Genomic DNA, 22,574 nt, shown 5'->3' on the forward strand with positions numbered 1-22,574 from the left:
TAATTTGATGATGTTTTTTCTCATTTTTTTAGAGTTTATAAATATTTTTAGTACTAATTATTGGAGCATTGAAAACGACAGAAACATATCCCCCTCCTTCTTCAACATTTGATATATATCCTTTTATACTATAACATAATAGAGCATATTTTATCATATAAATACTTTTTGCTTCCGCTGGAAGTTCAATTGTCATTCTCGAATTAAAAGGATAATTAAGGGTAAATTTATTCATATTATCAGTACCTTCTATATCTTGAGATAATACAATTGCTAATAAAGATAAGTGTGATGAAAGATTATTTTGCTTTTTCAAAGTTATAGGTTCTTTTTCAAAAGAAAAACAAATGTTTTTATCATCTGTTTGAATATCTTTTAAAGGGACTGCTACATAATAAAAATTTTCATAACCTGACATTTGAAAAGAAATTTCTACTTCTTTATTAAACTCAGATTTTATGTAATAATTAGAAAAGTCTGTTTTTGAAAATGGTTCAACAATTATATCTTTATCGAATTGCTCAATAAAAACAGTACCGTCATTGAGCTTTTTTAGTAGTACTTTAGAACCTCTTGCACCAATAATAGGAGGGTCTCCAAAGAATTTATCTACCTTTATTGTCTTAGGAACAGGTTTAAAATTATAAATCTCTACTGCAGAACCGTTGGGTAGAGCAGTTATATCAATATCGCCATCAGGATAAGATTCCGTTAGGTAATACTTTTTTATTTCGTCACCTACACCAAAGTTAAGCAGTGGTTTTCTCTCTTCAAAGAACCCTAGGCTCTCTAACTTGTTCTTTAGCGGTGTAGTAAAATCGTTAGAAGATAGCCCTTTCCCGTCTTCTTTGTCTACTTTTTTAGTAAGTAATGTTTGAAGATTTTTATTAGATTTCACTTGGGTTGCGATTTCCTGCAGGGTGTCAAAGTCGGTGTCATCTACGGAGAGGGTCGTCTCTACCTGACCCATTTTGGTTTGAAGACTGTCGATAGCGTCTTTGAGCTCCTTGCCCGTTCCCTCGTATCCTCCTTTTGGTAATAGTTCTGAAGTATCAGTAGGTTGCAGAGTGTCTAACTTTTGTTTGTAGTCGTTAGTAAAGTCATTAGAACTTAATTCTTTCCCCTCTACTTTGTCCACTTTTTTGTCAAATAACACCTTATGTGCCTGTGTATCGTTTAGGTGATTGCTCAATTGTTCAGCTGAAGCTGTACCTTCTACGAGTTTATCCAAGCCTTCTACACTTGCCATTGGTATCTTCTCGCTCTTATGCCAAAAACTATCTAGCCAAGCCCAAAATTGCTCTTGCGTTGGTTTTTTAAGGTTAGAAAACCACTGCTTTAAAGTTTCTATTGCTGTCATATCGTTTAGTTTTTAAATTAAAATCCTACATATTCAATAAACTGTACCACACGGTATGGAGGCATATTGTTGTGAGGCTGGTCGCCACCCGTATTGGATGTATGGGTTTCAGGCATTCTATTGAGATTCAGCATCCATCCTCCACTACCTCCATTTTCTTCGGCACCATCGCCATATACACCTACTACAAGGTTAGAGTATTTATAATTATGGTTGTGTTTTGGCATTTCGTCAATAGTAAGTTGATGTTCAAACTCACCTCCTGCATAACCTATTTCGTGTAATTTATATTTCATAAGATTACTTAATTGTATTCCTATATTAGATTTTCCTATGGGAAATTTTCCTCGTAAAGGTTCATACTCTCGCCAGCCTTCTGGTAAAGGAATGTTAGCTGGTTTTCCCCATATTGCCACCAACCCCAAGGGTACCGTTTTCTTTACGTGCTCTTCTAATTTCTCCAAGCGTTTCAGCAAAGAGGTTTCTTCTGTAAAAGATTTCTCTTCTATTTGTCTGTTGTTTAACACTCGTCTGAAGCTCTCCCACGGATAACTCTTTGTACTACTGCCAAAAGTAGCTACTTTCTCCACAAGCACTGTTTTCTGTGAGCCGTCTTCAAAAATTTTAGATGTATTCACTTCCTTAATGAATACGTGAGAGCCAAGTGTCGTACCCTGAAAAGGGTATATTTCTCCTTCAATGGCTACTACTCCGTCTGACACCGTGTTCCCTACTACTTCACACCCCGAAAGAATAATTAAATCTCCTGAAATACCACTCATTGCATTGAATATCTTATAAGCATTCTGCATATAACTTAATACATCGGTAGTTAGTGGGAAACCTCCCGTTTGGTTTACATTAATACTGTTCATAATATTCTATACTTCTATAATATATCGTTTACTTGCTAATTTGTAAAAGTCTATTAGGGCTTCTATCTCAAAGAAACGGTACTTACCTATTTCACTTGTAGGAATCTTCTTCGCCTCCCATATCTCCAAAGGTATTTTTACGATAAAGTCTACTCCTGTATCGCTGTAATCTACCTCACGATGTAAATACATAGTCCCTAAAAACTTCGGTTTTTGTTCTCCTTCAGTATAAAGATACTGTCCTTTGTACTGATTGCCGTCCCATATGCGTATGCGCCGTTGCTCAATGTCGAATGCATCATTTAGCGCTTTGCGTAAGTAACACACTTGCCCATTCAGTCCAAGTTTCTTAATATCCAAATATCTCTTCTGAATAAAGTCATAATACAACTGACTGATAGGAGCACTAAGCGTTCTTATCCATCCTACCATTCTTGCCTTTCGCAAAAAAGAAGGTATAAGTAGAATGACCAATTTTTCTATTTTGAAATTAAATATCATTTTGTGATGTATTTTATTTGTGAAGCATTCCAGTCTACCTCAAAGTAACCACTTTGCGGTATTTGGGTAACTCCTATGTTTTGTAATGCTCCATAGCCTTTGGTCTCGGGGTCTATCCACGCTGTTTTGAGTTCTTTTAAGTGGGGTATTTTCACCCCATTGGCTTGTTGCAAAGCGTCTACAAGGTGCGCTACAATAAGTTCACCGTTAAAAGGTAAGTTTTTAAGATAACCCTCTATGGCTTCTTGTATAGGGCGTTTGCCGTAAAGCACATCGCTTCCATTACTATCTAATACTAACGGGTCGTAATACACATCAAGGTTCAGAACAAGCTTATCAGGCAGATAATTAATAACCGTAGTGCGTACTCCAGCATCTTTAATTTCTGATAAATAACCGCTAAAGGCATTTTGTTCATCTGCTGTAATAGGCTGTAATCGTCCCCCGTTTTCAGTGGCTATCTTTACTATCAACCTACCGTCATTACTCTCCACCACTGCCGAGTATTTTATAATCTTACTCGCCTCTACCTGTTCCTTTGTCTTATCTTTGTTGTTAAACTTATCGCTGTCGGGTAAGAGGTCAAAACCATACTGAAAGGCAAGTGCTTTACTTCTATACCACCGTGCAGTATGAGGTTTTAATTCAGTAAGGCGTTTATCAATATCTGTCCTATGTAAGTCAAATAACTTTTCTAAGCTCCAAATAGCTACCGAGATAATATAAACCCACAGTCGCCATATAGCTACTCTTGAGTTTGAGTTAAGTCCGTTTAGAGCTTCTTCTCGCTCTTTCGCATTATAGATAATCTGTTGTATTTCTTGTATTGTACGTGCCATAATTCCGTAAATAGTGAAAAGTGAATAATTACTGTCCGTCGTGACTCACGACAAAATCTAAGTTTATCGCCCATATGCTAATACCTTCTTGGCGTTCGCTTATTCTTTTGTCCTCTTGCGTAAAAGCAGTTGCAGGCTGTATCTTCTTTGCGATGTAGTAGGTCAAAATATCTTTATTAGTGAATGATTCTGTAGGTATTGTTAATACTTTTCCTGCTAACACATCATCGGTAATACTCAAATTGTTGAGCATTGCCAATTCAAAGATGCTTTCAATAGTCCCTGTGTGCTGTAAAGCAAGGTCTAAAAGACTCTGATTATGTAAAACTACTACTTGCATTATTCTTTTGATTTTCCATTTAGTTGCTTGTATTTCTTTAATTCAGTTAATAGCCCTTCAACAGAGTTTTCTAAATCTTTAATACGCTGATTTGCTTTTTTGAGCTCCTCAATAGCACTTGCGTATTTAGCCCCTAAATCTTCTATCATTTCTCGATAGATTTTCACGGCTTTATCCACATTCTCAAGTTCGCTGGTCTGTAGTTCCATACGTTGCTTAGGTCTACCAAAGAACCAACCCACTACTCCCGATAGTACCATTCCTATAAACGATACAAAATGCTCTTTAAGTCCTTCTATGATTATTCCCATTGTGTTATTATGATAATTTACTAATCTACTAATTAATCGTTCCTTTTCCCATACCAGTAGTAACTCCTGTATAAGTGCCTGCCAGTACAGGTATGCCCGTTTGCACTATTACCTCTCCACTCTTTACATAAGCTTCAATGAGAGAGGCAAGTCGTTCGGCATATTCTTCCATTCCTGCTTCTGTTTTAGTAAGCATTTCTTGTTGCAGGCGTATAATCCCTGCTTTTAGTGCTTGTTTATCTAATGCCATAAGTTTAGTGCTTAGTTTTTAGTAGTCAGTTGCAAGTACTTGCAACTGACTACTAACTACTGATTACTGTAATAATTTGTTTATCTTATTATTAATCTCCTCAAACTTCATCACGTTGTTCGGGGAAAAATTCCCTACACCCGAAGGTGTTTGTATCACCGCGTTTTTAAGTTCCGTTAGAAGCTCGTTTAAAAGACTTTTTAAATTCACTTCCCCGCGTTGCAAGTGCAAGCCTGCTTTGTCTATTGTAAGCTGTGTTTCTTCTATACGTAAGCTCACGCTCTCTATCTCACTATAAGCCACCACGTAGTAGCGGTTCTCGTCTTCCCCTATCGAAGCTATCAACACACTGCTCCCCTCTTTGGGGAAGAGATAAAACCGCTCAGCATTATCGTTAATCACCGAAGCTAAGCGCACGGTATATTGTAGCTCGTCGTCCTTCACCTCACACGTGCCCTTTTCTTTGTCTACCGATACCACTTCTACGGCTATGGTAGGTGTTTTGCGTCTTCCTATCTGCCTAAGCCCTTCTGCTAATTCTCTGTCTATACTCATAATTTTGCTCCTATGGTTACTTGTCGACGTGCGCCATTACGTCCGAAGGTAATCTCTACTTTCTTAATAAAGTAACGTTCGTCTATCTCTTTCAATTCATCATCTATCATATGAGCTTGCATACCCCTCGTCGCAAAAGGTACCAAGAAACTTGTTATAGAGCCGTCAAAGCCATCGTATTTCAGCCTTTCCATCTCCGCTCTTGCCATTTCTCGTAACTTAGGTTCCTCACTCACTACCGAAGTATGAAAGGTTCTTAGCTCACCTTCGGGGTCGCCCTCTTCCACTGTTTTCTTTTTGTTATTTTTGTCGATATAAGTGTAACGTACTTTCAGTTTGCGTTCCTCCTTAGTCCTATACTCCAAATCATTGGCAACAATGTTATAATTGAGGTCATAGCGTGCCGTTTGCCCTATATTGGTAAGCTCTGAAAGTCCTGCGTACAGCTTGCCTTCATCATTGATAAACACGCTTAGCCTAAACTCTTCTTTCAGCTTCTCCAATACCTGCGTACCGTTCGCATTGCGAATAATCCACTGGTCTAACTGTATTTCTGGAATATTGTCCGCCAGCACAATGGGCGTGTCCTTCACAACTTCCTGCAATACTTCTCTAAGTGTTGTTTTTTGCCACGACTTGCTGATATTTTTACGTCTAAGTAAGTACATAGCGTCTTCACACTCTATGCTTACAGGAATGCTCGGTTTAACCTTCTTTACATAGCCTTCAAACTCCACTCCGCTATACACACCCTCATAAGCAAGGGTAACACTCACTTTGTCACCCACCTTGATAGCCTTTTCAGTATAAAGGCTTTCGCCCCCTTTGGCTACTTTAAAATGGGTTGGCAGTTCAATCGTACAGGTGTCCGCCAATTCGTCTACCGATTTGGTGATTTTAACGTTATGTACTGCTCTAAAAGTGTAATCACCTATCTTTATAATCGCTTGTAATACAAACATTAGTATATCTTGTTAAGTTGGGTTCGTTTCTCGTCTAATTCCGCATAAAAGTCCATATCCGATACAGCTTTAATGGTGTACTTCTGTATACCTTCTTTGCCTTCCATTTCCTCAAAGCTAATATCTTTGAGCACGATGTTACCAATGTCAAAAAGAGTAAAGAGCTTATTGCCTATCACCTCCAAACTCTCATTCTTTTCAAACAATTTGTTAAGGCTTTGTACTTGTGCCGTAGGATATTGATCGGGATTTTTGGGGTCTACACACAGTCCTCTTATGGTAATTTGCCAATCTTCAGTAGTGATATATTCCTTGACCTTACCTTTGCGTTGTTTGCCTACCGTTGCCGTTTCTACAATGGTTTTAGTAAGCGAAAAACTCACCAAAGGCTCATTGGGGAAAATCGTTTGCTCCCCCGATTTATCAGCCACTTTTAACGTCATAAAATACTGACTGCCATTACTGCGTGCCTCACTAATGTTAGACAAACTCGGCAGTACAAATTTTGTCTTATTGTTTGCCCACCACTGCGGGAATGCTGGACCTACATAGTCCAAAAAAGCCCGTGCGGTGAGTTCTTTTATATCAAATTCCATAAATTACACTGTTTGCATTTGGTTTACACTGTTCACAATTCTCAAAAGCTCTTCTTTCAGTTGCGCCCCAAAGTTTTCCACCCCTTCCCGTACCGATGATACGTACACTTTGGTATCCGTGCCCAAGTTGCCTATCTGTATGTTGATATGCGTTTGACGGGTACCTCCCGTTACGATATTATCTTTGGTTTTATTACCCATCTCTGAAAAAGGTGTGCTGGCAATAGGTGTTGCTAACGGACTTGTTTTTTGTCCCGTTTGCCCTATGCCTAACTTGCCCATTAGCCCGTCTTTCACACTCGAAAGGCTCTTAAACTCCAAAGAGTTCCACGCTTTACCAAAATATTCTTTTGCTTTAGCTCCTGCCTCACCTGCTTTCTTATAGCCTTCTGCTACCGATTTGGCACGTTCTTGCAAGTCGTTTTGTATTTGGCTTATCATCGCTTGGTTCTCTTTACTATCCCCCAAACCTACAGCCTCTTTAAACTTATACCAAGCCAACTTACAGAGGTCTATACCTGCCATAAAAGCATTGACCGCCGTATTCCAATGGGCTTTGTAGGTGAGAATAAAAGCTTCCCACAAGTATTTCATTCCTTGCACAGTGTTATCCCACGCTTTGCCCCAACCGCTCACGCCTACAATACAATAAGTGATGATAGCAATAAGAGCCACAATACCTGCTATAATCAATACAATAGGATTAGCTAAAAAAGCTAGGTTCGTTTTAATTACTGCCCACGATAGTCGGTTCTGCCACGCCGCAGCAATAGCCATATAAGTGTTATGCAATGTAATAGCTGTAATAAATACTCCTAACACTCCTGCAATACCAAGGATTATGGGGTTACCCTCTTGAAGCTTTTGGATAAACCAACTCAATCCGTCATTCAAAGCTCCAAATACCATCGTAGAAAGTGCTACCAACGGAATCAGCAACGGACTTATAACCTCATATACTTTTACAGCTATAGATTGTATCGAAGCCATTAAAACTGCAAACCTGCCTTGTAGAGTGCTGTTCACATTCTCAGCTCCTTGATAAAAATCTCCTTGTGCGTCGGTTGCCCATCGGAAAGCCTCAGCCAACTCTCTTGCCGAAATTCTTCCTTTGTCCATTCGCTCTTGCAGAGAGCTCATAGTCTCGCCCGTACGCTCACTTATCACTTGCAAAGGATTAAATCCTGCCTGTTGCATCTGTGTGAGTATAGCTTCTTGCAACTTCCCTTGTGTGGTCACTTTGGCAAAGGCAGTAGCCAAGGTTTCTATCTTTTTGCTATCCCCCAAGGCAATATCTCCTATTTGTTTGAGCATTCCTAATGCTCCTTCAGGAAGCAAGCCTGCTCCCATCAAACTCTCTTGAGCCTTCACAAGCGATGGTACTTCATAAGCCGTTTGCCCACTGTATTGTGTGAGATTCTGATGTATTTCTTGTGCCTTTTGCATATTACCTTGCACAAAAGTAGCCAGACTCATCTTTTGGGTGTCTGCCGTAAAACCTTGCTTAAATATTTTCTGTAAAGACGAGATAGGGTCTATAATGTTATTAACCACCTCCTTTAACCTTTTAGTCTGATCAAAGAAAGAAGATATCGTGTTTTTTGGATTTTCTGCCATTTATAAACTTTTTTCTTTACTTTTTTATTCTCCGTACGATTCGCTCTCCTTTTGGCGAATCCATTCCAGTTCTTTCACTCGCATAGCCCACTCAGTATCATTGAGGGCATCGGGATTGGCAATGTGCATATAGTAACGCAGTGAGGCATTGGTAATACGCAACCAATCCCGAGGCTCGTCAATTTCCGCACTGCTTAAAGCTTTTCCAGGGTAGCTTCCTTAATCTGTATCAATTCGCCAAGCTTACTGCTTGCCGAAAGGAAAAGTGCATCATCGGTCTTAATCTCTTCATCTCCTCCCAACCAACAGTTGGTAAGGATAGCCTCATTAAACTTCATCGGGTCTTTCGTTGCCAATGTCGAAGCATAACTCAGGGTAGCGCGGTCAGGCGTTCTCAAGTATGCCACTTTGTCATCTACTCGCAATACAAATACTTCTTTGTACTTGGCTTTCCATTGTTTGATTTGTTCTTTTGTTACGTCCATTTTTTATCAATTTGCTAATTTCTAATTTCCCCGCCTGTGTGGCTCACACTCGCTTGTGTGGCTCACACTTGGCTGTCGTGCTACGACTGTGGCTCACACCTACGATTGGCGTTTTACATCAGTGAAGATAATAGGAAGCTCTACAACCATATTTTTATCCCCCTGCTTCATCGCCTTTTTCACTTCTGTAAATTCCACATTCTTGAGAATATCGGTTACTATTTGTCCACCTTCTGAGGGCACGTAAGCAACAACCAAGTCAAAGTTAAGGTTCAGAATGTCGTTGTTTTTGGCATCACGCGTCATTGCTTCCAATTCACTTTGCCAAATGCTCAACTTCCCCTCAAAACTGTGATTACCTCTTACAATGCTCAAAGGTTTACTCCCACGTCCGTAAAGCGCTGATTTCTCTTTTTTCTCAGTGTATTCTACTTCTGTCACCCCGGCAATAATACGCCCTCCAAAGGCAATCGAAATATCGCTCCACGCATACTGTTTACTACTAAATGTTCCCATTTTTTTCTAATTTATTAATTTATTAATTTGCTAATTTCCCGCTCGTCGTGCTACGTCTGTCTGTGCGACTCGCTCCTGCCTATGCGGCTCGCATCTGTCGTGCTACGACCTCGCACCTAATTTTCTTCTTTCTTCGTGGTAAAACCAATATTCACCTCAATAAAATCAGCATAACCCACAGGAAGGAGTTTTAATCCTACTACCACTTTACCTGTTTGCAACACCTTCTGTTCAGGGTCTATATTGATGTTCACTGCCGATAGCTCCCCTTTCGAAACCATTTCGCTCTGCAAAGTGCTCTCCAACTTGGTTTGCCAACTCTTGATAATAGCAGGGTGAATGCTTCCCTCTTCTGAAAGTAACACCTCATCGCTTAATTCCTCTACCAAAGCCCCATAAGCAAGAAGTAACGCCTTGTCCATTACCAATCCGCTACTGAGACTCTTAAAATCATCAGTAGGTTTGGTAAGCGTATTATCTCCTGAAAAATAGTAGCCTGAACGCCCTACAAAGGTACGAAAGAAAATATACCCTTTGTCGTCTAAGGCGTCCCACTGGTCAGCTTTGCTGTCAATAGTAGTTCCGTCAGTAAAATAAGCCACCAATGGCAATACACTACCGTCCTTCACGCGGTGAATTTTTCGCTGTACGGGTATAGCACTCATTTTGCCTAAGAACAAACCTACTGATGCTTCTTTTTCCTTATCGTCATTACCGATAAAGCAAGCCACTTTGTTGAGTTCGTTTTCCGAAAAATTAGTAAGGTCAGCTACTTTGCCGTTCCAGCTGTTGCCCGATACCACTACTCTAAAAGGCATATACTTCTTTTCAAAGTGCTCAGCAATAGCTTGTGCTTTCACTACGGCTGTTTGTACATCAGTATCTAAGCCCGCGGTGATAGTTTCGCTACCAGTTGCTTTTTTCACCACACCCAATACCCTAATAGCACCTTTGGCATCAGCTATAAGAGTTGGAGCAAAAGCACCATCTTTGTCAAGCATTGCGGTCATAGTCGTAGCGTCCGATATGAGCATTACCCACAGAGGTGTACCCGTAGAAGCTTGTTCGTAAAATGCTTTAATGTGCTTGTAAGCAAAAGCGTTTTCAGCCTCCGAAATACCTAATGCTACGGCTTCGTTTAAGGAAAATACTTGGTACGATTTCCCGAGTTCTACCTTACTGGCTACTCCACTACCTGTAATAATAAGACCAGTAACTTTTTGAATGTTATTGCCTGTACGGTTCATACCATCCTTGGCAATGTTAAATAATACTTTTGGTAATCCCATTTTTTAATTATGTGTTTTTGTTAATTATTTAATAAATGTCCCCCTACCCCTCCCTTATTATATCCTTAATTGTAACTCTACTAATAAAAAGGCAAAATAGTTAAAAACAACTGTTCTCTATTAACTCTCAATCGTTAAAGGCTTTCCTCTTTTTTAGAATTGTTACCAGGGCGGTCAGTAGCGGTTACTATTATTTTATCACCTGTAAGCGAGGTATTAGTAACCGTAGTGGTGTACACCCATTTGCCCTGTACAAGAGTGGCGCTACCTTCTTCCACAAGAGTAGCATCGTGGTCTTCAATACGCACTTTCACAGCTACGACCTTAAAAGCATCACCCGCCTCTATCATTATTTTCTCTCCTGTGGCACTACCTGTATAGCCTGAATGGTCTATATGGGTAATTTTAGGAGCGCGCAAATAGTCAGTCATCGCCATATTATAAGCCGATACATTCCTGCGCTTTTTAGCCTCTGCTGTATAATCCTCTTTTAGCGAAGGGTCTTGCAAAGCGTTTTTGGCATATGCCGAAGCGCGTACAAATCTCTCTTGTTGTGCTTTCTGAGAAGCACTGGGAGCTTTGGTGTGTGAAGGAGGGGTCGCGACAATAGTTTCTCCTCCGCGTTGGCGAAATACAAACACTTTCCCTACTTTACCACTAAGCCCTGTAATGGCATAGTTTGATTTACTTTTTCCCATTTCTTTAATTTTTTTTGTTATACATTATTTTAATTGTAAGTGCACTTCTATCGTTTGTTTTACGGTGCAAAATTCCGGCGGTTTTTTCAGTTCTGAAAATCGGCAAACAAGCCTTGTACTTATTTTCCCCAACCATTGTACTAATTTGGTACAAGCGTTGAACGTCTTTTTCCTTACCTCATCTATATGTACGACCTTTGCACTATCAACAAATAACAAATGTGTAAAATGAAAGATTTACTCTTAATCAAAAACGATTTGCACCTTGCTGAAGGTGATTTTCAAGTAGGCTTATCTGAGCCCCAACATCAAAAAGCTATTCTTACTGCCGAAAAAGGACAGTGGAAAGAGCACCCCGAAGTGGGGGTGGGTATTGCCCAAATGCTCGCCGACGACCTTTATACCGAAATGCTTATTGAGGTAAAAAAGCAATTGGAGTACGACGGTATACCCGTGAAAAACGTAACCCTTACCCCTCAGAGCTCACTGCTGATAGACTAATAGTTCCCCCTTTGTGGGGACTATCTTTCGGCATAACCGCCCTGAAAATAAAGTATTGCTTCAATAGTACGAGGTGATAAAAACATAATGTTTGCCACCTCCTCTACAAGAGCATCTATCTTCCACTGAGGGTGCTTGGCGCTCAGTTCTTCAAAAAGTTGACGCACTTTTTCATTGCGTTTTTGCAAGCGCTCTTTGCGCTGTTGTGTATTATCACATTTCATATGTTTCATTTTTTAAATGTTAAACTTTTTGCCAACTTTGGTAGAGCTTTTTTCAACTCTACCAAAGTTTTTTTTTCACCTTTGCTTCTCACTCCCTATTGCCTGAGACCTGGGGCCTATTACCTAAGCCTTCACTTCCACAAAAAAAGTCTCATCTTGAGTCACCACTACTCCTATTTTTGGAAAGAAGTCAGCTATTTGCGTATTGTTGCGTTCAGCAAGTAGCTTATCTTTTGCTGGTTCTTCGGCTATGCGCACATAAGCAGGCAAAAATTCTTTCAGCAGGTTTGTTACCGTATTCCACGTAAAACCTTTTAGCGTTTTCAGTTTCGGCGTACCTGTGCGGAATCCTATGGTACCGTGCAAACTGTCGAGTGATTTCTTCTTAACAAATAAACTGTCTTTATTTGCCAATGCATAGGCTTGTAATACATCAAAATTGGTGTCTTTTATTTCTTTAAGAGTCGCCAATTCATTCGTGTATTTATTGCGTATCGTTGCAATTTGCTTCTCTATCAACGCATTTATTTTACTCATTCGCGCCTCTGCCTTTGCATAAGTAGAAAAAGCATTCTCCATTTGTGTTTTAGTTACCCCAGTAGGGATTATTCTTTTTGTTCTTGCCATTTTTGTATTGTTTTTTAATCGTTAATTTTAAATGTAAATAGAGAGAGGTTCATAATCAATTTGTTAACCCATCCCTTGATTGGTATTACTAATTCTAAAATTCTCTCCCCTACCCTACCTTTAGCCCATCGCCAGTTTTATCTTTTACTCACATACCCAGCTGTGAGCCCTCGCTGGCTTTATCTTTTACCTTATAAAGCGGGTGTTTTCTTACTGGTTGCCACTCCCTTTGCTCGTCTAGCCAAAGCAGGTGTCGCTCTTCGTCGTATTTAAAGATGGGGGCACGCCAACCGTTCTGTTCCACCCACGTTTGTAGTTCTTGCACGCGAGCAGGTACCTCATCCGTACGTCCTGCGCGGTATTGTGAGGTTTGTAGTCTTTCCTCAAAAGTAAGCACCTGCAAAAAACTATCAAGAGCAAGCGCTTGGGTATATTCTAAAAATCTATTCATTGTAATTTTTTTTGTTATTTGTTATTTTTCACTTTACTATTCACTTTTGCATCACTTTCCCTAATGCCTGAAACCTGATGCCTGAAACCTAATCCCTATTCACTACAAGCCGTCCATATTTTTTCAGCTCACTCCACCAGTTCACCTTATGCCCACTAACTCTTCTGGGCAAATAGCGCACAGGCTGATGATAACTTTTGGCTTTTTCTAACAACACAACCGCTTGCTCGCGGAGCTTGCGCTGTACATACTCATAGTCACTGACTTCATTTAAATGTATTCTCATTGTTTTTAATTTTTAATATTAATTCAATTTATAACCCTAATAATCAATCGTCACATTCTCAGCAACACTAACTTGCCGACTTTACAGGATTTCTTTTTAATAATCCCTTAAAATTCTTACGTCTTCTTACGTTTAATTGCACTCTACAAGGCGAAGCCCTGATTTTTTTGAAACTAATTTGTTTTTAATTTCTACCTTTTAGGTGTTCTTCATTAAAAATATAATTTCGTACGCCTCTCTCATTTTCTAATTTTCAAATTTGCTAATTTGCTAATTTTCCTCGTGCCTGTGCGGCTCGCACCTGCTCGTCGTGCTACAACCCTACTTCTCATTTTCTAATTTTCTAATTCTCAAATTTACTAATTTGCTAATTTTTCTACTGCCGTAACGTCGATTATCCATAAAATTTTTGTACTTTTGCTCATTGTTCTATTCATTTTGTTTTACGGTGCAAAAATATAGGATATTTTCTACATTTCCAATTTTTTTGTAGAAAATTTTTTATGTTTTTGTCTATCTGATTAATTGTCAATAAAATATTTTTCTCAGTATGTCAAATATTGTTAGTAGAGTAAAAGATTATATCGATTTCAAGGGATTATCGGTTAGAAAGTTTGAAGAGCTTGTGGGCTTTTCCAACGGTGCTTTTGCGACTCAGTATAAAAATAACAAGTCTATTGGAAGCGATAAAATAGAAAATATTCTACAATCTTTTCCCGAACTAAATGCTGAATGGTTGCTCACAGGTAAAGGTCCTATGTTAAAAAATAAGGAGATTGTCGAAACTCCCCGTGTAGAAATTATCAAACCTTTAAAAGTAGAAGGAAGAGATTTAACTCCCAAGGTGGTAGTGGTTGAAGAAGACGAACTTTTTAACCCCATACCCTTAGTGCCTATATACGCTCAAGCGGGCTATCTCAATGGTTATGAAGACCCCGAATACATAAAAGAACTCCCTATGTACAACCTTCCCGAAATGCGAAACGGCACTTTCAGAATGTTTCAAGTAAACGGACTCTCTATGTTCCCCACTCTGCAAGACGGCAGTTATGTGGTAGGGCAATTCGTCGAAAATTGGGAGTGGCTATCAGATAACAGGGTGTGCGTAGTAGTTACAGAGCGCGACGGAGTGATTGTAAAACGGGTTTTAAACAAAATAAGAAAATATGGTAGTCTGTATTGCAAATCCGATAATCGCGACTACCCGCATATTACCGTTAGAGCTGAAGATATTAAAGAAGTATGGGAATGTAAAATGCACCTCTCTTTCGAGTTCCTCGACCCTATCCCTGAGTACCAAAAAATTGCCGATTTAGAAGCCAACGTTCAGTTCCTAACCGAACGTGTAGAACAATTAGAACATCACAACAAACCCATTTTATAGCCTATCAGAATTGGTTTGCGAATCTTTTTTGTCCTACACTTTGCCAAAGTTATACTGCGTCTCGTGCCACAACCTCATATTATCCTCGTCATTGGTCATTCGTCCCTCGTCATTTCTTCCCTTTTCCGTCCCTACATTCCCCCTCGTAGAGGGAAGTCCGCGAGAGCGGAGTAAGTGTAAAGGGGGAGGTTTCTATTACACTTCCCCATTTACTAATTTTCTAATTTTCTAATTTGCTAATTCCCTAATTATCCCTTCTCCTTCCCATCATACTCCCCCCTATTGCCTAAGGCCTAAGACCTATCACCCATTCCTCTTTCTTTCGCCTCGAAACCCTCTTTTTACCATTTTTAGCCTTGTTGTATTATATTATGAATCAACTTTTTATATACCCTTTCTATAACAATCGTCCAAGATTCGTATAAGCTTCCTATAAGCTCTCTATAAGCTAACCCCACCCTTCTTACACCCTTTTTTCATCAAAAACCCTACCTCCCCTCTTCCGAACTTCTCCGATATCTTCCGAAAACTCCTATACGTCATTTTTGCGGTATACACTTTGGCAAAGTTTTAAACTTTGCCAAAGTTAATTCTCTCCTCTGGCGCTTCTCTTGTAGCCTTCACCTCATTTTCTAATTCTCTAATTTTCTCATTTCCTAATTCTCTAATTTTCTCTGCCTGTTGTGCTACGACTGCGCTCGCACCTAATTCTCTTTTCCGTCACCACATTCATCTTTTGAAGATAGCCAGCGACAGCTAGGTATGTGTCCCGCGAGAGCGGAGTATGTGTAAAGAGGAATGTTATCCCTAGTGCCTATGGCCTAAGGCCTAATGCCTTTTCTCTAATTTCCTCATTCTCTAATTTTCTCATTTCCTAATTATTTCATATCTTTGCACTTTCTTAACTTATTAACTTTTAATAAAACAATGGCTCGTGTATTAACAGGCATTCAAAGTACAGGTACTCCCCACTTAGGAAATATCCTCGGAGCAATCCTCCCAGCAGTGCAAATGGCATCAGACCCTTCTAACGAATCGTTTCTGTTCATCGCCGATATGCACTCCCTTACTCAAATAAAAGACGGTGCGCAACTCCGCGCCAACACTTATAGCGTTGCTGCCACTTGGTTGGCTTTCGGTTTAGATACTGATAAAGTAACCTTCTACCGCCAGAGCGACGTACCCCAAACCGCTGAACTCTCGTGGTACTTGGCTTGTTTTTTCCCTTACCAACGCCTCACCCTCGCCCATTCGTTTAAAGACAAAATGGACTACCTGCAAGACGTAAATGCTGGGCTCTTCACTTACCCTATGCTAATGGCAGCCGACATACTCTTGTATGATGCTGAGGTCGTACCTGTGGGCAAAGACCAGTTGCAACACCTCGAAATTACCCGCGATGTAGCTTCTCGTTTCAATCACCAAATGGGCGAAACTTTCGTATTGCCACAAGCTAAAATAGAGGAGAAAATAATGATTATACCAGGTACCGACGGCGAAAAGATGAGCAAGTCACGCAACAATTTCATCAATATTTTCTTGCCCGAAAAACAACTCCGCAAGCAAATAATGGCAATCCAAACCGATAGTACTCCTTTGGAAGCTCCCAAAGACCCCGATACTTGCAACGTGATGAGGCTCTACCGCCTGTTAGCTTCTCCTGAGCAAATACAAGCAATGGAAGAGGCTTACCGTGCAGGAGGTTATGGCTTCGGTCAAGCCAAACAAACCCTTTACGAACTGATATTAGAAAAATTTGCTACCCCACGCGAGCGCTACGTTTACTATATGGAGCATTTAAGCGAACTCGATGCTATATTAAAAGAAGGTGCTGCCAAAGCACACCGCGTAGCCGATGAAACTTTGCGCAGGGTACGCACCAAAATAGGATATTAAAATGACAAAATTAAAAGCTGGCGTCCTCGGTGCAGGACATTTAGGAAAGATACATTTGCGATTGCTCAACCAATCCGAAAAATACGAACTCGTAGGCTTCTACGACCCCGATGAAGCAAACGCTAAAAAAGTAAGCGAAGAGTTTGGCTATAAGCGTTTCGATAGTATAGAAGCACTCATCGCCGAATGTGATATGGTAGACGTAGTAACCCCTACCCTCAACCATTTTATGTGTGCCGAAAAGATTATCAAAGCAGGCAAACACCTCTTTATCGAAAAACCTATCGCTACTACGGTAGAAGAGGCAGAAGCTATGATTGCTCTTGCCAAAGAACACCACGTGAAAGGACAAGTAGGACACGTAGAGCGCTTCAATCCGGCTTTTATTGCCGTACGCGACCAAATTCACAACCCTATGTTCATCGAGGCACACCGCTTAGCTGAGTTCAACCCTCGTGGTACCGATGTGCCCGTAGTGCTCGACCTAATGATTCACGATATCGATGTAATCCTAAGCGTCGTAAAATCTAAGGTGAAACACATTTCGGCAAGTAGTGCAATGGTCATCAGTCATTCCCCCGATATTACTAATGCCCGCTTAGAGTTTGAGAACGGTTGTGTAGCCAATATCACTGCCAGCCGTATCTCTATGAAGAATATGCGCAAAAGCCGTTTCTTCCAGAAAGACGCTTATATATCCGTAGATTTTTTGGAGAAAAAAGTAGAGGTAGTGAAGATGAAAGACGCCCCAGAAGTACCAGGAGACTTCGATATGATACTCCAAAATGCAGAAGGAGAGCGCCGTCAAATCTATTTCGAATACCCTGAAATACATAATAACAACGCTATCTTAGACGAGCTCGAAAGCTTTGCCAATGCCATTGTAAACGATACGACCCCTATGGTCACTCTCGAACAAGGCACCGAAGCCCTCCGGATTGCCAAGAAAATAGTAAGTTTATGAAACATATCATCACATTGCTCGCTTGTGTGGGACTCGTTTTCTCCCTAAAAGCACAATCTACTACCGATTTTAACATTAGGTACGAAACCTTTATCAAAGGGGATATCAAAATTATAGGGAATAACATTCTTAATCGTAAAGAGAAACGCAATAGCCCTAACGACCCTTATAACGACCGTAGTCCGAAAGCTAAACTCAACGACGAGTTCGATATGCAATACATCGATATCGATGCTGACCCTAATACGTTTTCATCTAGTAGTGCCAATTTCTCTTACGAAGGAACAGGCGGAAAGGTAGCTTATGCAGGTTTGTATTGGTCGGCTACCTATCCATATGCTAAGGGCGCCCTAAGAGGTAATAAAAATATCCCTGTTGATTCCAATAGAGAAGACGCCAGTAGTGTACTACTGAAAATACCCGAAACCAATACCTATACTCCTATCGCTGGTGAACTCATTTACGACGGACGCACCGACGATGAGTTAAAAAATTCAGCACCTTATGTGTATTACGCCAATATCACCAATCTTTTAGCTCCGGCAACTAAAATAGAAGGCGATTATACCGTAGCCAATGTAAAAGCTGCTTTGGGGCAAATAGAAGGCGGTTCGGCAGCAGGCTGGGCGTTAGTAATAGTATACGAAAATCCTGATAGCAATGTAAAGAAAATCATTACTTACGATGGCTTTTCGGCTATTACCAATGAAGCTTCCAAAACCTTTACTTTTAGTGGATTTAAAACCCCTGAGGCAGGCGACTTTAAAACGCGTATTATGGGAGTAGCCCTCGAAGGCGACTTTAATATGGCAGGTGATAACGTAGCCGTTGGTGTACCTACCAGCGGTAAAACCTCCTCTTTGGAAAGCAAATGGCGCCCTAATCAAAACTTTTTTAGCAGTGCCATTACAAATAACGATGAGATAGTAAAAACACGCACCCCTAACAGCGAAAACACCTTAGGCTTTGATATCTTCCGTATGGATATCAAAAACGACAGTCAATACCTTATTCCTAACAACACCCATTCATTAGATTTGAGTTATACACGTAGTCGCGACCGTTATTATTTGTTTCTTACTGCCTTGGAGATAGAAAATAATCCCAAGGAGATTACCCATTTACACCGTTCAACGAGAATAAGCAAACTGAAAGTCACCGATACTCAGCAGGGTTATTATGTGGTAGTAGGAGTCTTCTTAAACTTCAATAATGTAAACAAACGGGTAGAAGAAATGAAGAAATGGGGGTATGATGCCCAAGTGTATTACAATAAAGACCAAGTACTAAACTACATTTATATAGCCCGTTATAATACCTACGACGAAGCTATGAAAAAGGTAGAAGAAGTACGAGAAAACACCGAAATCCCCGACCCGTGGATATTAGATGTGGCTAATTACGAATAATAAATGCTAAACAAAGATACACAGATAGCTTTGCAGAAGGGGGAGCTCCTCCCCCTGATGGAGGCTTTTTATACCTTACAAGGCGAAGGTTTCTACAAAGGAACAGCCGCTTATTTCATTCGCTTAGGCGGTTGTGATGTAGGCTGTCATTGGTGTGATGTAAAGGAAAGTTGGCAAGCCGAAGCTCACCCCTTAGTGCCCGTAGATACCATTGTAGCCGAAGCCTTAGCACACTCCAAAACTATCATTATTACAGGGGGTGAACCACTGATGTGGAACTTAACTTTACTTACCGAAAAACTGAGAGCAGGAGGTGCTCGCACTCATATAGAGACCTCAGGAGCACACCCGTTATCAGGCTCTTGGGATTGGATATGCCTATCGCCTAAAAAAATAAAACGCCCCGTAGGAGACGTTCTTCAAAAAGCTAATGAGCTCAAAATGGTAATCTATAACAATCACGATTTTATTTTTGCCGAAGAAATGGCAGCGCAAGTATCGCCTGAGTGCTTACTTTACCTCCAACCCGAGTGGAGCAAACGCGCTGAGGTAATGCCTAAAATTGTAGATTATGTAATGGCTCACCCTCAGTGGAAAGCCTCTTTACAAATGCATAAATACCTTGACATTAGGTAATTAGATAATGTGATAATTAGAAAATGTGAAGCTACCCAATCATTTGCTAATTTACTAATTTGCTAATTTACTAATTTTGCAAGGTAATCAAAGTGTTCTCCTTCGGCGATGAGTTCACATTGTAAGCCCACTGAAATTGCTACGTTTTGTAAAGTGTTGTAATCTACATACATCCACGGGAAAGATTTTTCTTTCTGTCCCTTGTACTTCACCACGTAATCCACTTCTCCATAATAATCGAAATAGAGCGGTACATCATAACTGCCATCAGGGTTTTCATCGAACATATAGATAATATCAGATGAGTCGGTGAGGATTTGTCCGTGTGGAGCTAAAAGTGTTTTCAGGTGAGCATAGAAAGCGCCCATTTTTTTGAGTCGTCCACACATACCTGCGCCATTCATCAGCAAAAGAATCGTGTCGTACTGCCCTGTTGTTTCCAATACATTCTGTACTTTGGCGTTGCGTAAGCCTCTCAACAGGCACGCCTCAATAGCCTTAGGCGATAGGTCGATAGAATGTACTTCAAGCTTGCGTTCGTTCTGCAAATAAAGTCCGTGAGAGCCTGCTCCGCACCCCACTTCCAATACTTTACCTTTCGCCATTTGTAGGGCTTTTTGCTCTAACGCAGGCATCTGTTCAAAGGAACGAAACAAATAAGGCAAGGGCAATACATCTTCTTCGGAAATAGTAGTTTCCGTTTTAATATCTTCGGTGTATTGCCCTTGCTGATAATCTAAAATAGCTTGTCCGAATAAGTCTTTCATTAGTTATCCCACTCCAATAAACGGCGTTCGCCTTCTATTTTTTGAATATCGGTAATATCTTGCGACATTTCAATCACGCCTTTATAGTTCTTTTCTTTATCGCGTACAGCAAAATAACGCACATAGATAAGGCGACCGCGATAATTGAACCAGAAATTAGCTTCGTTTTGAGTACCTGCCTTGAAGTTCTCTACGATTTTAAGTACCGTGCCCACGCTCTTAGGAGGGTGACAGAACTTCACTTCGCGCCCTATAATACCGGCACTGCGAGGGAATACGCGTTCTTCGCCACGATTGTAGAAAATCACGCGGTCGTGTTCATCTACAAAAGTGATATCAATAGGAAGGGTTTTGAGCAAGAGGTTTACCTGTTCAACAGTCATATAGCCCTCATCGTAATGAGCAGCATCATCGGCGAATTTAACATCGGTGCGGCGTTCGGTATCCATTGAAGGGTGTACGTACACAGGCTCATTGGGGTTGTTGTTAGGGTAAGGTGCAGGTTCTTCTTTCAGCATCCAACCTATTTCCTCTTCGCCTTTGCGCATTTCAATCCAATCTTCTTCGGTGAGTAATTGCAAGGCGTTAGGGAACAGGATATTCGCTTCTACATTTAGCAAACGACCTAAGTTATCTTCGATATAGCGCACATTGGTTTGCGCCGCATCAAGGTCTTTTTCTTCTAAGTTTTTGCGTACCAAACGGAAGATATCGCGAATGGTATCGTGGAAAGACCACATATTCTGTGAAGGATTCGTCCAACCGCGTTTTTCCAAGAAAGGGAAAAGCTGGTTTTCTTTGCGAGCAAAGTGTTTTTCTACCGTTGCCAAATGATTAAACACGTTGTAGAATTTCTGATAATCGGTATGAGGGTCTATGCTGAGCAACTCGTCCATAAGTGAGTAAATAAGTTCAGCTTCAAGCATATAGGTATGCACGGGGTGTCCTGCGGGTAAAGTTTGTTCCATAAATGATTTTATTTTAGGACGCAAAGGTATGAAATAATTAGGAAATTAGAAAATTTGGAAAATGAGAGAATTGGAAAATGAGAGAATGAGAAAATGTTTTTTTGATAGACCAGACTTATCGAGCAAATCGGACAAGGTAGAGGTATAGGGATAACTCTTTCTTATCAATCTGGGAATTCTAGTTTTAGTTGTATGTACATTGGCTTCTTTACTTCTTCTTTTTCGGGTTCGTTGTTGAGATGAGAAAGCGAGATACCTAAGAGTCGTACTGATTCGGCAGGGCGTTCTTGATAGAGCAGTTCTTTGATGTGCAAGAGTATGTCGTCTTTACTACTTATGAAATCTTTAAGGGTTTTACTGCGCGTTTGCACCGTAAAGTTACTGTATTTGATTTTCAGGGTAACGGTTTTGCCAGCTACTTGCTGTTTGTCGAGACGACGGGCTACGTCTTCGGCTATATGGTCGAGTTCGCGTAGCATATACACCTCGCTAGTAAGGTTCTCGGGAAAAGTTTCTTCTGCACCTACTGATTTGCGTATTCTGAAAGGTTGTACCTCACTGCGGTGAATGCCTCGTGAGAGTTCGTAGTAATAATGACCGCTATTACCAAAATTCCGCTCTAAGAACTCCAATGATTTCTCGCGCAAGTCCCTTCCTTTAAATATCCCCAGCTGGTACATCTTCTCGGCTGTTACTTTGCCTATGCCGTAGAACTTGCGCACATCGAGTCTGTCTAAAAAATCTTGCACTTCGGCTTCGGTGATGGTGGTTTGTCCGTTGGGCTTACGGTAGTCGCTAGCGATTTTAGCGATAAACTTATTTACCGAAATGCCTGCCGAAGCCGTGAGTCCGGTTTGTTGGAAGATGCGTTGGCGAATCTCTTGGGCGATAAGGGTAGCCGAAGGGTTGCTCTTTTTGTTTACGGTTACGTCTAAGTAAGCTTCATCAAGGGAAAGAGGTTCGACCAAATCAGTATATTCGTGGAAAATAGCGCGTATTTGCATCGATATTTGCTTGTAGCGCTCGAATCGAGGTTTTACAAAAATGAGATGTGGACACAGTTTGCGCGCTTGTGCCCCACTGATAGCACTGCGCACCCCAAACTTGCGCGCCTCGTAGCTGGCAGTAGCTACCACACCGCGTGGTTCCCCTCCGCCTACTGCAATTGCTTTCCCACGCAGTTCGGGGTAGTCGAGCTGTTCTACCGAAGCATAGAAGGCGTCCATATCGATATGTATGATTTTTCTGTTCAAGGGATTAGGATTTA

At 40.7% G+C, this 22,574-nt stretch carries 28 protein-coding genes; 6 read left to right on the forward strand and 22 right to left on the reverse strand.

From position 1 onward, the window contains the following. Positions 1-28: 28 nt before the first annotated feature. The 15 genes from COCH_RS12355 to COCH_RS03285 form a co-directional block, all read right to left on the reverse strand. Positions 29-1,360: a hypothetical protein gene (locus tag COCH_RS12355; RefSeq protein WP_015781909.1), complete on the reverse strand. Its 1,332-nt coding sequence runs from the start codon at positions 1,358-1,360 to the stop codon at positions 29-31. Between the two features lie 17 nt (positions 1,361-1,377). After that, positions 1,378-2,235: a hypothetical protein gene (locus tag COCH_RS03220; protein WP_015781910.1), complete on the reverse strand. Its 858-nt coding sequence runs from the start codon at positions 2,233-2,235 to the stop codon at positions 1,378-1,380. 6 nt (positions 2,236-2,241) lie between these two features. Then, complete coding sequence (locus tag COCH_RS03225; protein ID WP_015781911.1) at positions 2,242-2,736, reverse strand: hypothetical protein; 495 nt, start codon at positions 2,734-2,736, stop codon at positions 2,242-2,244. Next, positions 2,733-3,575 (reverse strand): hypothetical protein, encoded by an 843-nt coding sequence (locus COCH_RS03230; RefSeq protein ID WP_015781912.1) that lies wholly within the window; start codon positions 3,573-3,575, stop codon positions 2,733-2,735. Before COCH_RS03230 ends, COCH_RS03225 begins: the two co-directional genes overlap by 4 nt. Before the next feature lie 28 nt (positions 3,576-3,603). Continuing rightward, complete coding sequence (locus COCH_RS03235) at positions 3,604-3,915, reverse strand: hypothetical protein (RefSeq protein WP_015781913.1); 312 nt, start codon at positions 3,913-3,915, stop codon at positions 3,604-3,606. Next, positions 3,915-4,226 carry a hypothetical protein gene (locus tag COCH_RS03240; RefSeq protein WP_002674113.1) on the reverse strand — a complete coding sequence of 104 codons (312 nt, stop codon included), beginning with the start codon at positions 4,224-4,226 and terminating at the stop codon, positions 3,915-3,917. The genes COCH_RS03235 and COCH_RS03240 overlap by 1 nt, the downstream gene beginning before the upstream one ends. A 28-nt stretch (positions 4,227-4,254) precedes the next feature. Continuing rightward, positions 4,255-4,476, reverse strand: a complete 222-nt coding sequence (locus tag COCH_RS03245) for a hypothetical protein (RefSeq protein ID WP_015781914.1) — start codon at positions 4,474-4,476, stop codon at positions 4,255-4,257. Positions 4,477-4,539: 63 nt separating this feature from the next. Further along, a complete protein-coding gene (locus tag COCH_RS03250) occupies positions 4,540-5,031 on the reverse strand; it encodes a hypothetical protein (protein ID WP_015781915.1) in 492 nt (163 codons plus the stop codon). Beyond that, complete coding sequence (locus COCH_RS03255) at positions 5,028-5,993, reverse strand: phage late control protein (RefSeq protein ID WP_015781916.1); 966 nt, start codon at positions 5,991-5,993, stop codon at positions 5,028-5,030. The genes COCH_RS03250 and COCH_RS03255 overlap by 4 nt, the downstream gene beginning before the upstream one ends. After that, positions 5,993-6,589: a DUF6046 domain-containing protein gene (locus tag COCH_RS03260; protein ID WP_015781917.1), complete on the reverse strand. Its 597-nt coding sequence runs from the start codon at positions 6,587-6,589 to the stop codon at positions 5,993-5,995. The genes COCH_RS03255 and COCH_RS03260 overlap by 1 nt, the downstream gene beginning before the upstream one ends. A gap of 3 nt (positions 6,590-6,592) precedes the next feature. Then, complete coding sequence (locus COCH_RS03265; protein WP_015781918.1) at positions 6,593-8,206, reverse strand: tape measure protein; 1,614 nt, start codon at positions 8,204-8,206, stop codon at positions 6,593-6,595. A gap of 194 nt (positions 8,207-8,400) precedes the next feature. Then, positions 8,401-8,691 carry a hypothetical protein gene (locus tag COCH_RS03270; RefSeq protein WP_009411050.1) on the reverse strand — a complete coding sequence of 97 codons (291 nt, stop codon included), beginning with the start codon at positions 8,689-8,691 and terminating at the stop codon, positions 8,401-8,403. 99 nt (positions 8,692-8,790) lie between these two features. Then, positions 8,791-9,207: a hypothetical protein gene (locus COCH_RS03275; protein WP_009411049.1), complete on the reverse strand. Its 417-nt coding sequence runs from the start codon at positions 9,205-9,207 to the stop codon at positions 8,791-8,793. 116 nt (positions 9,208-9,323) lie between these two features. After that, a complete protein-coding gene (locus COCH_RS03280) occupies positions 9,324-10,496 on the reverse strand; it encodes a DUF2586 family protein (RefSeq protein WP_015781920.1) in 1,173 nt (390 codons plus the stop codon). 134 nt (positions 10,497-10,630) lie between these two features. After that, positions 10,631-11,194 carry a hypothetical protein gene (locus tag COCH_RS03285; protein ID WP_015781921.1) on the reverse strand — a complete coding sequence of 188 codons (564 nt, stop codon included), beginning with the start codon at positions 11,192-11,194 and terminating at the stop codon, positions 10,631-10,633. Between the two features lie 228 nt (positions 11,195-11,422). Between COCH_RS03285 and COCH_RS03290 the strand changes: the two genes are divergently transcribed. Continuing rightward, a complete protein-coding gene (locus COCH_RS03290) occupies positions 11,423-11,695 on the forward strand; it encodes a hypothetical protein (protein ID WP_015781922.1) in 273 nt (90 codons plus the stop codon). A gap of 20 nt (positions 11,696-11,715) precedes the next feature. On the opposite strand, the gene COCH_RS03295 is transcribed toward COCH_RS03290, so the two are convergent. From COCH_RS03295 to COCH_RS11330, 4 genes are all read right to left on the reverse strand, one after another. Then, entirely contained in the window at positions 11,716-11,919 is a 204-nt protein-coding gene (locus tag COCH_RS03295; protein WP_041546650.1) for a hypothetical protein, read from the reverse strand. 123 nt (positions 11,920-12,042) lie between these two features. Continuing rightward, positions 12,043-12,546: a host-nuclease inhibitor Gam family protein gene (locus COCH_RS03300; protein ID WP_015781924.1), complete on the reverse strand. Its 504-nt coding sequence runs from the start codon at positions 12,544-12,546 to the stop codon at positions 12,043-12,045. A gap of 148 nt (positions 12,547-12,694) precedes the next feature. Continuing rightward, entirely contained in the window at positions 12,695-12,997 is a 303-nt protein-coding gene (locus tag COCH_RS03305; protein ID WP_015781925.1) for a hypothetical protein, read from the reverse strand. 88 nt (positions 12,998-13,085) lie between these two features. Further along, the gene (locus COCH_RS11330) at positions 13,086-13,283 is read right to left on the reverse strand and encodes a hypothetical protein (protein WP_015781926.1); all 198 of its coding nucleotides are present in this window, start codon (positions 13,281-13,283) and stop codon (positions 13,086-13,088) included. A gap of 550 nt (positions 13,284-13,833) precedes the next feature. On the opposite strand from COCH_RS11330, the gene COCH_RS03310 reads away from it, so the two are divergent. From COCH_RS03310 to COCH_RS03335, 5 genes are all read left to right on the forward strand, one after another. Beyond that, complete coding sequence (locus tag COCH_RS03310; RefSeq protein ID WP_015781927.1) at positions 13,834-14,667, forward strand: S24 family peptidase; 834 nt, start codon at positions 13,834-13,836, stop codon at positions 14,665-14,667. A gap of 927 nt (positions 14,668-15,594) precedes the next feature. Then, the gene (gene trpS / locus COCH_RS03320; protein WP_009418979.1) at positions 15,595-16,563 is read left to right on the forward strand and encodes a tryptophan--tRNA ligase; all 969 of its coding nucleotides are present in this window, start codon (positions 15,595-15,597) and stop codon (positions 16,561-16,563) included. A gap of 1 nt (position 16,564) precedes the next feature. After that, positions 16,565-17,527: a Gfo/Idh/MocA family protein gene (locus COCH_RS03325; RefSeq protein ID WP_002674080.1), complete on the forward strand. Its 963-nt coding sequence runs from the start codon at positions 16,565-16,567 to the stop codon at positions 17,525-17,527. Next, complete coding sequence (locus COCH_RS03330; RefSeq protein WP_015781928.1) at positions 17,524-18,936, forward strand: SPOR domain-containing protein; 1,413 nt, start codon at positions 17,524-17,526, stop codon at positions 18,934-18,936. The genes COCH_RS03325 and COCH_RS03330 overlap by 4 nt, the downstream gene beginning before the upstream one ends. Before the next feature lie 3 nt (positions 18,937-18,939). Next, the gene (locus COCH_RS03335; protein ID WP_015781929.1) at positions 18,940-19,572 is read left to right on the forward strand and encodes a 7-carboxy-7-deazaguanine synthase QueE; all 633 of its coding nucleotides are present in this window, start codon (positions 18,940-18,942) and stop codon (positions 19,570-19,572) included. Between the two features lie 62 nt (positions 19,573-19,634). Here COCH_RS03335 and COCH_RS03340 read toward each other — a convergent pair whose 3' ends face one another. From COCH_RS03340 to dinB, 3 genes are all read right to left on the reverse strand, one after another. Next, positions 19,635-20,339, reverse strand: a complete 705-nt coding sequence (locus COCH_RS03340; RefSeq protein WP_015781930.1) for a class I SAM-dependent methyltransferase — start codon at positions 20,337-20,339, stop codon at positions 19,635-19,637. Further along, positions 20,339-21,307: a DUF438 domain-containing protein gene (locus COCH_RS03345; RefSeq protein WP_015781931.1), complete on the reverse strand. Its 969-nt coding sequence runs from the start codon at positions 21,305-21,307 to the stop codon at positions 20,339-20,341. Before COCH_RS03345 ends, COCH_RS03340 begins: the two co-directional genes overlap by 1 nt. 164 nt (positions 21,308-21,471) lie before the next feature. After that, the gene (dinB, locus tag COCH_RS03350; RefSeq protein WP_081432963.1) at positions 21,472-22,560 is read right to left on the reverse strand and encodes a DNA polymerase IV; all 1,089 of its coding nucleotides are present in this window, start codon (positions 22,558-22,560) and stop codon (positions 21,472-21,474) included. Positions 22,561-22,574 lie beyond the last annotated feature (14 nt).

It is taken from the genome of Capnocytophaga ochracea DSM 7271 (assembly GCF_000023285.1).
Taxonomy (GTDB): domain Bacteria; phylum Bacteroidota; class Bacteroidia; order Flavobacteriales; family Flavobacteriaceae; genus Capnocytophaga; species Capnocytophaga ochracea.

Bases quoted from the DNA above. Each gene is read 5' to 3' on its own strand.
- COCH_RS12355 (WP_015781909.1), bottom strand. From the start codon at position 1,360: ATGACAGCAATAGAAACTTTAAAGCAGTGGTTTTCTAACCTTAAAAAA.
- COCH_RS03220 (WP_015781910.1), bottom strand. From the start codon at position 2,235: ATGAACAGTATTAATGTAAACCAAACGGGAGGTTTCCCACTAACTACC.
- COCH_RS03225 (WP_015781911.1), bottom strand. From the start codon at position 2,736: ATGATATTTAATTTCAAAATAGAAAAATTGGTCATTCTACTTATACCT.
- COCH_RS03230 (WP_015781912.1), bottom strand. From the start codon at position 3,575: ATGGCACGTACAATACAAGAAATACAACAGATTATCTATAATGCGAAA.
- COCH_RS03235 (WP_015781913.1), bottom strand. From the start codon at position 3,915: ATGCAAGTAGTAGTTTTACATAATCAGAGTCTTTTAGACCTTGCTTTA.
- COCH_RS03240 (WP_002674113.1), bottom strand. From the start codon at position 4,226: ATGGGAATAATCATAGAAGGACTTAAAGAGCATTTTGTATCGTTTATA.
- COCH_RS03245 (WP_015781914.1), bottom strand. From the start codon at position 4,476: ATGGCATTAGATAAACAAGCACTAAAAGCAGGGATTATACGCCTGCAA.
- COCH_RS03250 (WP_015781915.1), bottom strand. From the start codon at position 5,031: ATGAGTATAGACAGAGAATTAGCAGAAGGGCTTAGGCAGATAGGAAGA.
- COCH_RS03255 (WP_015781916.1), bottom strand. From the start codon at position 5,993: ATGTTTGTATTACAAGCGATTATAAAGATAGGTGATTACACTTTTAGA.
- COCH_RS03260 (WP_015781917.1), bottom strand. From the start codon at position 6,589: ATGGAATTTGATATAAAAGAACTCACCGCACGGGCTTTTTTGGACTAT.
- COCH_RS03265 (WP_015781918.1), bottom strand. From the start codon at position 8,206: ATGGCAGAAAATCCAAAAAACACGATATCTTCTTTCTTTGATCAGACT.
- COCH_RS03270 (WP_009411050.1), bottom strand. From the start codon at position 8,691: ATGGACGTAACAAAAGAACAAATCAAACAATGGAAAGCCAAGTACAAA.
- COCH_RS03275 (WP_009411049.1), bottom strand. From the start codon at position 9,207: ATGGGAACATTTAGTAGTAAACAGTATGCGTGGAGCGATATTTCGATT.
- COCH_RS03280 (WP_015781920.1), bottom strand. From the start codon at position 10,496: ATGGGATTACCAAAAGTATTATTTAACATTGCCAAGGATGGTATGAAC.
- COCH_RS03285 (WP_015781921.1), bottom strand. From the start codon at position 11,194: ATGGGAAAAAGTAAATCAAACTATGCCATTACAGGGCTTAGTGGTAAA.
- COCH_RS03290 (WP_015781922.1), top strand. From the start codon at position 11,423: ATGAAAGATTTACTCTTAATCAAAAACGATTTGCACCTTGCTGAAGGT.
- COCH_RS03295 (WP_041546650.1), bottom strand. From the start codon at position 11,919: ATGAAATGTGATAATACACAACAGCGCAAAGAGCGCTTGCAAAAACGC.
- COCH_RS03300 (WP_015781924.1), bottom strand. From the start codon at position 12,546: ATGGCAAGAACAAAAAGAATAATCCCTACTGGGGTAACTAAAACACAA.
- COCH_RS03305 (WP_015781925.1), bottom strand. From the start codon at position 12,997: ATGAATAGATTTTTAGAATATACCCAAGCGCTTGCTCTTGATAGTTTT.
- COCH_RS11330 (WP_015781926.1), bottom strand. From the start codon at position 13,283: ATGAGAATACATTTAAATGAAGTCAGTGACTATGAGTATGTACAGCGC.
- COCH_RS03310 (WP_015781927.1), top strand. From the start codon at position 13,834: ATGTCAAATATTGTTAGTAGAGTAAAAGATTATATCGATTTCAAGGGA.
- trpS (WP_009418979.1), top strand. From the start codon at position 15,595: ATGGCTCGTGTATTAACAGGCATTCAAAGTACAGGTACTCCCCACTTA.
- COCH_RS03325 (WP_002674080.1), top strand. From the start codon at position 16,565: ATGACAAAATTAAAAGCTGGCGTCCTCGGTGCAGGACATTTAGGAAAG.
- COCH_RS03330 (WP_015781928.1), top strand. From the start codon at position 17,524: ATGAAACATATCATCACATTGCTCGCTTGTGTGGGACTCGTTTTCTCC.
- COCH_RS03335 (WP_015781929.1), top strand. From the start codon at position 18,940: ATGCTAAACAAAGATACACAGATAGCTTTGCAGAAGGGGGAGCTCCTC.
- COCH_RS03340 (WP_015781930.1), bottom strand. From the start codon at position 20,339: ATGAAAGACTTATTCGGACAAGCTATTTTAGATTATCAGCAAGGGCAA.
- COCH_RS03345 (WP_015781931.1), bottom strand. From the start codon at position 21,307: ATGGAACAAACTTTACCCGCAGGACACCCCGTGCATACCTATATGCTT.